This window comes from Methylobacterium sp. WL116, assembly GCF_008039455.1.
Classification (GTDB): domain Bacteria; phylum Pseudomonadota; class Alphaproteobacteria; order Rhizobiales; family Beijerinckiaceae; genus Methylobacterium.
On record NZ_VRUV01000140.1, the window covers coordinates 1 to 9491 of the forward strand.

At 61.2% G+C, this 9491-nt stretch carries 8 protein-coding genes; 3 read left to right on the plus strand and 5 right to left on the minus strand.

Going from position 1 to position 9491, the window contains the following annotated elements:
- Nucleotides 1-65: 65 nt before the first annotated feature.
- The gene (locus tag FV223_RS12475) at nt 66-650 is read right to left on the minus strand and encodes a TadE/TadG family type IV pilus assembly protein (protein ID WP_281407444.1); all 585 of its coding nucleotides are present in this window, start codon (nt 648-650) and stop codon (nt 66-68) included.
- A 902-nt stretch (nt 651-1552) separates the two neighbouring features.
- Here FV223_RS12475 and FV223_RS12480 point away from each other — a divergent pair.
- A complete protein-coding gene (locus tag FV223_RS12480; RefSeq protein WP_147727351.1) occupies nt 1553-2542 on the plus strand; it encodes a hypothetical protein in 990 nt (329 codons plus the stop codon).
- A gap of 185 nt (nt 2543-2727) precedes the next feature.
- Here FV223_RS12480 and FV223_RS12485 read toward each other — a convergent pair whose 3' ends face one another.
- The gene (locus FV223_RS12485; protein WP_147727352.1) at nt 2728-3165 is read right to left on the minus strand and encodes a MucR family transcriptional regulator; all 438 of its coding nucleotides are present in this window, start codon (nt 3163-3165) and stop codon (nt 2728-2730) included.
- A 703-nt stretch (nt 3166-3868) separates the two neighbouring features.
- Here FV223_RS12485 and FV223_RS12495 point away from each other — a divergent pair.
- Complete coding sequence (locus FV223_RS12495; protein ID WP_147727354.1) at nt 3869-4429, plus strand: MucR family transcriptional regulator; 561 nt, start codon at nt 3869-3871, stop codon at nt 4427-4429.
- A 635-nt stretch (nt 4430-5064) separates the two neighbouring features.
- Here the strand turns inward: FV223_RS12495 and FV223_RS12505 are convergent.
- Nucleotides 5065-5334 (minus strand): hypothetical protein, encoded by a 270-nt coding sequence (locus FV223_RS12505; RefSeq protein ID WP_147727356.1) that lies wholly within the window; start codon nt 5332-5334, stop codon nt 5065-5067.
- A gap of 298 nt (nt 5335-5632) precedes the next feature.
- Here FV223_RS12505 and FV223_RS12510 point away from each other — a divergent pair, with 298 nt between their 5' ends.
- Nucleotides 5633-5875: a hypothetical protein gene (locus FV223_RS12510; protein ID WP_147727357.1), complete on the plus strand. Its 243-nt coding sequence runs from the start codon at nt 5633-5635 to the stop codon at nt 5873-5875.
- A gap of 790 nt (nt 5876-6665) precedes the next feature.
- On the opposite strand, the gene FV223_RS12515 is transcribed toward FV223_RS12510, so the two are convergent.
- Together FV223_RS12515 and FV223_RS31770 are read right to left on the minus strand one after the other, a co-directional pair.
- Nucleotides 6666-6917 carry a hypothetical protein gene (locus FV223_RS12515; RefSeq protein ID WP_147727358.1) on the minus strand — a complete coding sequence of 84 codons (252 nt, stop codon included), beginning with the start codon at nt 6915-6917 and terminating at the stop codon, nt 6666-6668.
- A gap of 940 nt (nt 6918-7857) precedes the next feature.
- The coding region (locus FV223_RS31770) for a carbohydrate-binding domain-containing protein (RefSeq protein WP_147727359.1) at nt 7858-9491 on the minus strand (1634 nt) is incomplete at its 5' end.

The following is a 9491-nucleotide window of genomic DNA, read 5'->3' on the forward strand; positions in this document are numbered from 1 at the left end:
CCGAGCGAAGGCCCGCTCGGACGCGCCTGAGCTATGAAGAGGGGAACACCGCACCATCCCGGCCCTCAGCATCCGGTCGAGGCGGTGGTCTGGTACGGCTCGGTGCGGAACACGGCCGTGGACTGCAACAGATGCGTCCCGTCGGCGAAGCTCATCTGGGCGAGGTCGAGCAGGCTGAAGAACACCGGCACCTTGACGGCCGCGGTGACGACGACGATCGATCCCGGCTTCGCGCAGGCGTAGCTCGTCCCGAAGCCGTTGTTCCAGGTCCTCGTGGTGGCGTTCATCGGCGTCGCGCTCGACCCGGCCGCGAACGAGCTCGCCAGCGACACGTCGATCTTCACGCTCGAGCAGTCGAACAGCGTGAAGGCCCGGTTGGCGCCGGTTCCGCACATCGCGTCGTTGAGCTTCTGCAGCAGGACCGCCGCGCTGGTCGTCCCGCTGTTGGCGATCTGGAACTGGCCGGTGAACAGGCCGCGCACCGCGTTCTGGACGGTGCGGTCGAAGTTCTGGCCGGCCCAGATCACGAACGCGATCTGGATGATCGCGCCGACCAGCGCCAGGAAGGGCAGCGACACGAGCGCGAACTCGACCGTCGCGGCCCCCTCGGTGGCGGTTGTGAACGTACGAAACGTTCGGATCGGCCGCACATGGGCTGGAAGGGTAGGGCAATAGAGCATAGCGTTGTCGGCAGACTCTGAGCAGTCAACCAACGCTAGAGGCCAATATCTAAAGCAAAATTAATATCCCGTGTACCGGAATCATATTCGAAGCAAAAATCTGTGATCTAAAAATCAATCGTAGGCTGCGAAATAGATTAGCGGACAGATAATTGAATACATATTTTTACGAATAATTCCGGTCTTTAACCGAATCTGTCTGGCGATAAAACGACCGTTTCCCAACATCGCAGGACCGCCGCTTCCGACGCCTAGCAGGCTTTGCGAAGGTCCCTTGATGGTCAGCCGGCCTAAGCTCACAAGATGTACCTTCCGACGCTATCGAACCGTGTCGCGTGATACGAAGGTCTGTTTGTGCCGAGAAATTGCGCAATTGATTGCAATGGAAAGGGATGGTGTCTTTCCGCTCGCATAAAGCGCGTCTAGACGCGACATCCTCTCAGCGGAACAGCGGTAGCCCAACGCCGAGCAGGCAGAGGCCGCCTACGATCAGGCAGCCACCCATGCTCTCGAATGCCGCTTGCCGTGCGGGTCGATGCGGGGCAACGCCCGCAATGGTCGCTCCCAGGACAAGACACATCAGGCTCAGAACGAACATCGCGGACGCCTCCTCAGCCCTCGTTGCCACCTACCAGCAAGAGATGGAGCAGTCCTGCGCATTTGACTGGTTTTGTAGTCAGTCAATTTATTAACCAAATTTATTAACCAGTCTTGCAGAACAGGTTAACATTTAGTTAGAATTTACCTCAGATTTGTAGGTAAATAGCGGGGCAGGCAAGTGCCTGTAGATGCTTCCCCAGGTTCTGAAAATGGCTCCGCAAGCGACGCGACAGCTTCCTTGGCTTTCCCGTGTCTTGCTGGCGGTGCCGGCCATGCTCCTCGCCAGCAGCGAGGCCAGCGCCCATGTAAAATGGTTCTGCGCCTACGACGTCGCCGGCCAGCCCCGCGGCCTCGAGCAGGTGCTCTGCCTCGATTTCGAGTGGCTCGTCGGCCTGTCGGTCCTGTGCCTGATGTTCGGGTGCCTCGCCGAGGGCACCCCGCTCGGCACCGCGCTGCTCAACGCCCTGGACCGGGTCACCGCGCGGCTGCGCACCGACACCGAATTGCTGGTGCGGGCGACGCTGGGCTTCTTCTTCGTCTCGCTCTGGACGCTCGGCGGCATCATCCTCACCCCCGAGCTCAAGACCGACGCGGCCTGGATCCCGTGGTTCCAGCTCGCGCTTGCGGCCTGCCTGATCTGGCACCGCACCCTGCCGCTGGCCGGCGCCGGCATCGTCGTGCTGTTCGGCTACGCGACCTGGAGCTACGGCGCGTTCCATCTGGCCGACTACCCGGTCTTCCTCGGCGTCGCCGCCTACCTGATCCTCACCGGCCTCGACCGCACCCTCTACGGCATCCGCCCCATCGACGTGGTCCGCGCCGCCGCTGCCGTCACCCTGATGTGGGCCTCGGTCGAGAAGTGGGCCTACCCGGAATGGACCGCGCCGCTCCTGGCCGCCAAGCCCGAGATGACCTTCGGCGCCTCGCCCGAGCTGTTCATGAAGGCCGCCGGCGTCGTCGAGTTCACCCTGGCCTTCGCCCTGATCTGGACGCCCCTGGTGCGCCGCACCGCCGCGATCATCCTGGCCGCGATCTTCGTCTCCGCCGTGTTCGAGTTCGGCAAGGTCGATGCGATCGGACATTCCGGGATCATCGTAGTGCTGATCGGCATCGCCGCCGACGACGCCCGCAGCGCCGTCCGCCGCCGCGACGTGGCGCTGGCCCCGGCCTACTACGCGGTGGCGCTCACCGGCTTCCTCACGCTCTACTACGTCGGCCATGCGGCGATGTACGGCGCGCTGTTCTCGGCGCCCGTGATCTGATCTGATCGACATGACGGACACAGTGGGCGGCCTCCGAGAAGGGGCCGCTTTCGCTTGAGGGAAGGCGCGGAGAACTGCGTGCGGTAGGGGATGACGAGCGGCGGCAGACGATGGGCAGTGCGCTGGTGCCGGCCATTAATCTATGAGAGCCCGCCGCAGGACCGCGGCGGGTTCCTGTGGATCGCTCAGGCGGCTGTGCGCCCGGGACGGCCGAGGCCGATGTTCTTCGCGAGCGCAGAGCGCGCCTCAGAGTATGAGGGCGACACCATCGGATAATCTGCCGGGAGGTCGAACTTCGCCCGGTAGGAGTAAGGATCGAGACCGTGTCCACTGAGGTGGCGCTTGAGGGTCTTGTAGCGCTTCCCATCGAGGAAGGAGATCAACGCATCGGGCGTGATGGATTTGCGGATCTGAGCCGCGGTCGGCATCTCTGCCTTCTCGGTCGCGGCGTTAGCACCCGCCATCGCCGAGCCGTCATAAAGGCTCGTCAGAGCCGCGTGCACGTTGCCGATGATGCTCGGAAGCTCAGAGGCCGGGATCGAGTTGTTCGACACGTAGGCGGCCACGATGTCGCCGGCCAGTGCGAGCGTTCTGGGGCTCTTCCCCTGGTTTTCTTCAGTCACTTAGGTTGTCCCATGTATACCCCTCTGGCGTGAGATCTCCCGATCCCGCTCCGAGATCAAGGCATATCTGACACTAGATCGTGCGCTCCTGCTCTGAGCTACATGCATCCTCGAATGATTAGGGTGGGGAAGTGGTGAGCCGGGGCGTTCCGTTAGGGCGGCCCTGGCTTGTGCGCAACGCCTCGCGGCAGCGCTACGTCAGGCGAGATGCCTTCGGCTGTTGCCCGTATCCACAGAGGCTTCTCGTAAGATTGGGCAGATCGGTGCGACCGCTTGCTTAGCGGTGGTGCCGACGGTGATGCCGCCGCATCATCCGCATGCCACCCGTCCGGCGGCTCATCATACTGCCGGACCGGGCGCCAGCGTGCATTCCGCCCATACGGCCATTGCCGGTCGCGGCGGCATTGCGATCGAGACCATCACCGGGAGATGCCCTGGTGGCTGTATTCGCGCCCAGCAGTAGGCCGAGGGTCAGGGTCGCGCCGAGGATGAGCTTGTTCATAGAGGAGGGCCTTCTATTGCGTGATGCCATCGAACCGCAACAGAGACAGCGTAGCCAAGTTCCTGAGTGAACGTACTTTGGGAGTGTTCTCACGGTTTTATGAGGGTACCCGTTCGACTTTAGTACTTTCCGTCCGGTTATGACTTGACGATCGGGCGAACCGCGTAGAGCGATAGGTCTCTTTTCGTGGAGGAGGCTGCCGTGGACGAACAAGTCGAAGCTCAACCGACCGATTTCATCGAACTCGCTGCCGACCTCGTGGCGGCCTACGTGTCGAACAACAGCGTGCCGGTGTCCGAACTGCCGAACGTGATCGCTTCCGTGCATGCGGCCTTTGCTGGCCTTGCCAACGGAGCACCGGCCGAGCCCGCTGGCACTGAAAAGCCGACTCCGGCTCAGATCAAGAAGTCGATTACGCCGGACGCGCTGATCTCCTTCCTCGACGGCAAGCGGTACAAGACCCTGAAGCGCCACGTGACCGTGGCAGGCCTAACGATGGAGGAGTATCGCGCACGTTACGGCCTGCCATCGGACTACCCGTCAACTGCCGCAAGCTACTCAGCACAGCGATCCGAGCTTGCCCGGTCTCTTGGCCTCGGCCAGCAGCGGCGCAAGGCAGCTCCCAAGGGTGCTGAGGCCGACGAGACGATCGCTGAAGCGCCCGAGGCAACCAAGGGAAAGTCCAAGGCTGCCAAGGCCCCTAAAGCGGCCCCAAAAGCCCGCGACCGCAAGAAGCCCGCGGAGGTCGCCGAGACGGCCTGAGGCCGTTCAGCGCTCCGTTCCGGCACACTGCGGTACCTGTCGCGGTGATGAGACCCTAACCAAGCGCCAGCATCCTACACCCGGGCCAAGTTGTGTATCGGCTGCGCTAGTGAGATCCGGGGTTCCCCCGCCGCGTGAGCAGATCGTGGCGGGGCCGAACCGTCCGACCGTCCAAGAAGCCTTCCAATGCCCGCTCAAAGTGGACCGCTCCTTACTGACACCGCCCTCGACCAGCTCGCGCGCCGGTGGTTCGCGGAGGTGCAGGCTGAGCATCCCGAGCCGCGTGTGAGCGATCCGCAGCGGGATGCAGCCGGCGAAGTCGGAGCCGGCGCGCTCGATTGGCTGTTCGGCGGCAGTGACAGCGACGCCGCCGGGGATGATGGTGGGGATTGAGGATGGACGAATATCGCTGTCCTTAGTAGTCCCCCATCTGCAACCGGGTTGGAGCTTATGGGTTGAGGAAGCGTCGCCGTTCGGCGGCTGAGGCTTCCCCATGCTCCTGATTGCGCTTCTCGTGGCCGGCACCTTCGCGCTCGCCGGTTCCTTTTCGCTGATCGCCATCATGGCGGAGTGAGGCCGTAGGTGCCTGCCAGCCCGTGATCGAGCTGGCCGCGCCGAGGCATCATCAGGCGACCTTACTCCGCCGCTGCCGAGATGAACCTCGTTCGCCGCGATTGCCTGCCCCCTGCGTTCAAACGGGCTAGCGCCCGCCGCGTGGCGGAGATGGCGTCGGCGAGATCCTCTGAGAGCTCGCCGCTATAGGCGGCCGCTTCAAGCCGACGAATAGCGGCCATGTCGGCCGTGCTGACCCTGCCGGGCTGAGCCTGGATCGAGCGCATGAGGGTTCGCGCCAATTCTTGCATCAGCTCTAGCGTTTTACCAAGTTCGTTCATGTTTTCATTCATTATCAAGCTCTGACAATTGACGAGTTTCTATGTAAATATTTCTACAATCCAATGTGGTTTGATATGTTAATAACACTCCTGGCTAAATGACTGCACAAGATCGCCGGGTTAACCTTTACGACCGCCCAATCCAGCATGCGTAGGTCACACGAAACGATCCGAGCTACGTGTGTGCAGGAACGTTTGCTGAAACGTGACGTAAGGTTCGTTAGAAATAAGTATTGCTCCACCTATCATCGCGTGTCATTAGGCGGTTAGTTCGAGAGCGGGCGTATCTTTGCCGCTCGGGATTGATGCCATGCAGACCCTGGGATTGTCCGACCCGCACGAGCGCGGCCCGGCCGCTGATCGTCGTGCTGTAGCTCTCGCCAATGTACTATGGTTTCGCGCGCTGGCATGGCGGGCCCTCCGCGATGGCGCCCCCAAAGCTGAACTGCGTGCGGCCAATGCCCGAGCGGCAGCCCGCATCGTGCTGCGTCAAGCCAGGCGAGAGACTTTGGTTCGTCCGCTCGTGCTCGACGCCGTGGCGATCGAAGTATAGGCGTCTGACCGGTGTTTCACTCCCGCCACCAGAGCTTCTGACCGGATCAAGCATCAGAGCCGCTCAGGAAGTTTGAAGCTCCTTGCCTGTCTGATCATCGCCAGACACGCTACGCGGCGTGAACGCAACCACGTTCCCCTCGGATTGCCTCGCGCAAGGCACGCTCGAAGTTGTAGGCATCTGAGCAGCCATTTTTCGCCGTCCGATCGATTGGCGGATCGCGCTTTTCACGGACGACGCGTACCCCCGCCTCAACAGCCATTTTAGGTGAGCGGCGCCGTTCATCATTTTAGAACCTGATCTGTTCATGGGCGGTGTGAGTAACGCACCAACGTCAGGAACAGACCGGAACTTACTTGTCTGAGCGTCCTAGATTTTTGTCTCTACGTCCCAACCGCGGCTTGAGATGGTCACGCAACGGTATAGCGAGGGTCGATCGAAACTGAGTAGACCAGCGTGCCCTCGGTCATTTGTGATCAAGCGGTGCTGGCGAGGCCTCCACGAGCATGGCACGGTCAGTCATGACGACTGCAGATCCGGTTCAATGCGAGGTGAAGGTTGACGGGCAGTGGCTCGCGGTCAGCCTTGCGGACGCACATGGGAAATACACCCTGGCCGTGAAACGCTGCGCGGCTTGCCACGGGCCAGTGACCGTCACCGGAAACTACACCGCCACCTTCGCGATGACACTGATCCATCGCCGGACGCATGTCGGTTGCCCTCTCACGAAGGCGTACTGCGGGACGCCGTCCCTGCACCCGCTCGCACTCAGCTAGCCTCCGGGCAAGCGCTACTGCGCGTCGTCCGCGTCGACCATCCGAACGGTCGCGCCAAGCCGGCTCCGATCGAGACCCTTCGCGATGTAGCGCTCATCTGCTCGGGTGACCCGCACGGGCGCCGAAGTACGCCCCACGAAGCTCAGATTGCCCCGCACAGCCTGCTCGAGCTGAGATCGCACCGCGCCATCCGCCAGCGCGGCGAGGCCGCCCACGGTGGCAACCACGATGATGCTGCGGGTGAGGATCGAGGTAACGGTGAGCATCGGGTGTCCTGGGCCTGCCAGGAGCATAGCAGGATCGCGCTGCGCTGGCTGGTACGCGGCGAGCACACTCTGACCAAGACATCTCCTAGCTGTTCCCGGCAACTGCCGCGTAGGCTAGCCGGGTAGCACCTCAGGAGCATTCGCCCGACCCTTCAGGAACATCACACCGACTTTGTTGGCATGCTGCCACATCAACCGTGCGCGGTAGCTCTGACCGTTATGCCCGACCTCAAGATCGAAGTACGTTGGGACCAAAACGCCTTCTGGGAAATTGACACAGGCACCTGCAGCCGACAGATCCTCAATGATGCAGTCCACATGCAATGCAGATCCGTACTCTAAGAACGCACGTCCGCTCATACACGTGGTGGCTCGAGCTGCTCTGTGAGGCAAGTTCATAAAAGGTCTTATAGAGCACGGGCTTTAAGAACCCATCTCTGCAATCATCGTACATTCCTCCCAATCCGTAAACTAGGTTTACGACCGCGGGCTTCGGGCCGGAGCAAATGCCCCGTTTTCCGTGCCCACTTCAGCCCCTTTTTTTGCTTGTGCCGAGATCACCGCGACCAGTAGGTTTGTGAACCAAAGGAACAGTGACGGCTTGTGGAGCGTCGTTCACCGCGGGAAGCGGCTCCGCCTGATCGATGTCACTCAAACGGATGTTTGCGTGACAAGCTTAGGCTTAATACGAGCTTGCCATTGGGAGAAACACTCATTCTCCTGCACTAAGTCTGTTACTCAAAGGTGCAGCAAACGGCCCGTCGCAACGTAGACGGTGAAGGCATGACATCAGCATTATGTCGCACGGCCGGATATAGCGACGTCATTACATTGTCTAAGTCTAATGCCGACTAAGATCCGATTTTGTACACGGATGAAATCTCGACGTCCTACTTGCTGGCGCGTTCAGGTCCTAGACGAGGTAAGAATTAAATCTCCCTCATAAGAGACCATAATCATGCACGGTAACGATCTGCGCCCCGGCACTCATGAGCGAGAGATGGCTGCCGGAGACATCGGTGCCGTTGTAGGTGGCACTGTCGACGTAGAGGTTGCGGTCGGTGCTGGGCGTGTAGGGGGTGGCATAATCATCGTTGAGGAAATTGATGCTGACCTTGTGGTCACCAGCGGCCCAGTCGCCGTTCACCGTGACCGTGTCGGACTGCCCAGCCGTATGCGCAGCATGTGCTGTCAGCGTGCCGCCGATCTGCTTGCCATCGACCGAGACGGTGTAGAGCGCGTCGCCCTTGTAGGCGTCCTCGCTGATCTTCAGCACCAGCTTGTCTGAGCCAGAGCCGATGCTCGTTACGGTGGGTGTCGAAGCTGATGCGGCCGGCGTCGCGGTTGATGCGGTCGGCATTGCCGTGGTGTCGTGCACCGTGATGGTCTGCGCCCCGGCGCTCATCAGCGCGATCTTGCTGCCGGAGACATCTGTGCCGTTGTAGGTGGCACTGTCGACGTGCAGGTTGCGGTCGGTGCTAGGCGTGTAGGGGGTGGCATAATCATCGTTGAGGAAGTTGATGCTGACCTTGTGGTCACCCGCGGCCCAGTCGCCGTTCACCGTGACCGTGTCGGACTGCCCAGCCGTATGCGCAGCATGCGCTGTCAGCGTGCCGCCGATCTGCTTGCCATCTACCGAGACGGTGTACTGCGCGTCGCCTTTGTAGGCGTCCTCGCTGATCTTGAAGATCAGCTGATCCGAGCCCGAACCAATGCTCGTTGAGGTAGGTGTCGAGACCAGCGTTGACACGGGAGCGGCAGGAGTTGGAACCGCCGTGGTGTCATGCACGGTAACGATCTGCGCGCCGGCACTCATGAGCGAGAGATGGCTGCCTGAAACAGCGGTCCCATTGTAGGTGACACTGTCAATGTACAGATTACGATCCGTACTCGCAGTGCCGTCATAGGCATCGTTCAGGAAGTTGATGCTGACCTTGTGGTCACCCGCGGCCCAGTCGCCGTTCACCGTGACCGTGTCGGACTGCCCAGCCGTATGCGCAGCATGCGCTGTCAGCGTGCCGCCGATCTGCTTGCCATCGACCGAGACGGTGTACTGCGCGTCGCCCTTGTAGGCGTCCTCGCTGATCTTGAAGATCAGCTGATCCGAGCCCGAACCAATGCTCGTTGAGGTAGGTGTCGAAACCACCTTGGATGAAAGGGGATGATTAATGCTGGTGGCGCCATAGAGACCGGGATCCTGACCATCAGGCGCCGATACAGGATCCTGGGTCACCGCAACGGCGTTTGGGTTGTTGGAGTACGCCCGGATATAGTCGATCCTCGTCGCGATCGGGACGCCGGCCGCGTCCGCATCATTCTGCGTGGCGAGGTTAGCCACCAGATACATTGGCCCTGTCATATCGCTAGGCGTTGCCTGCGAGCCAACGAACTCCCCATCCACGTAGAAGCTGATTTTGTCTTTCTGCCAATCCATTCCGTAGGTGTGGTATCCGCTGGCCTGCGCGGTCTCGCTGTAGACCTGCCGGTTCTGCTGCCAGGGGATGTTAGGCGTCTGATCCGTGGTGTGGATCGTGCTGTAGACACCTTTGTCGTTGCCGCCGTAGTGCTCGACGA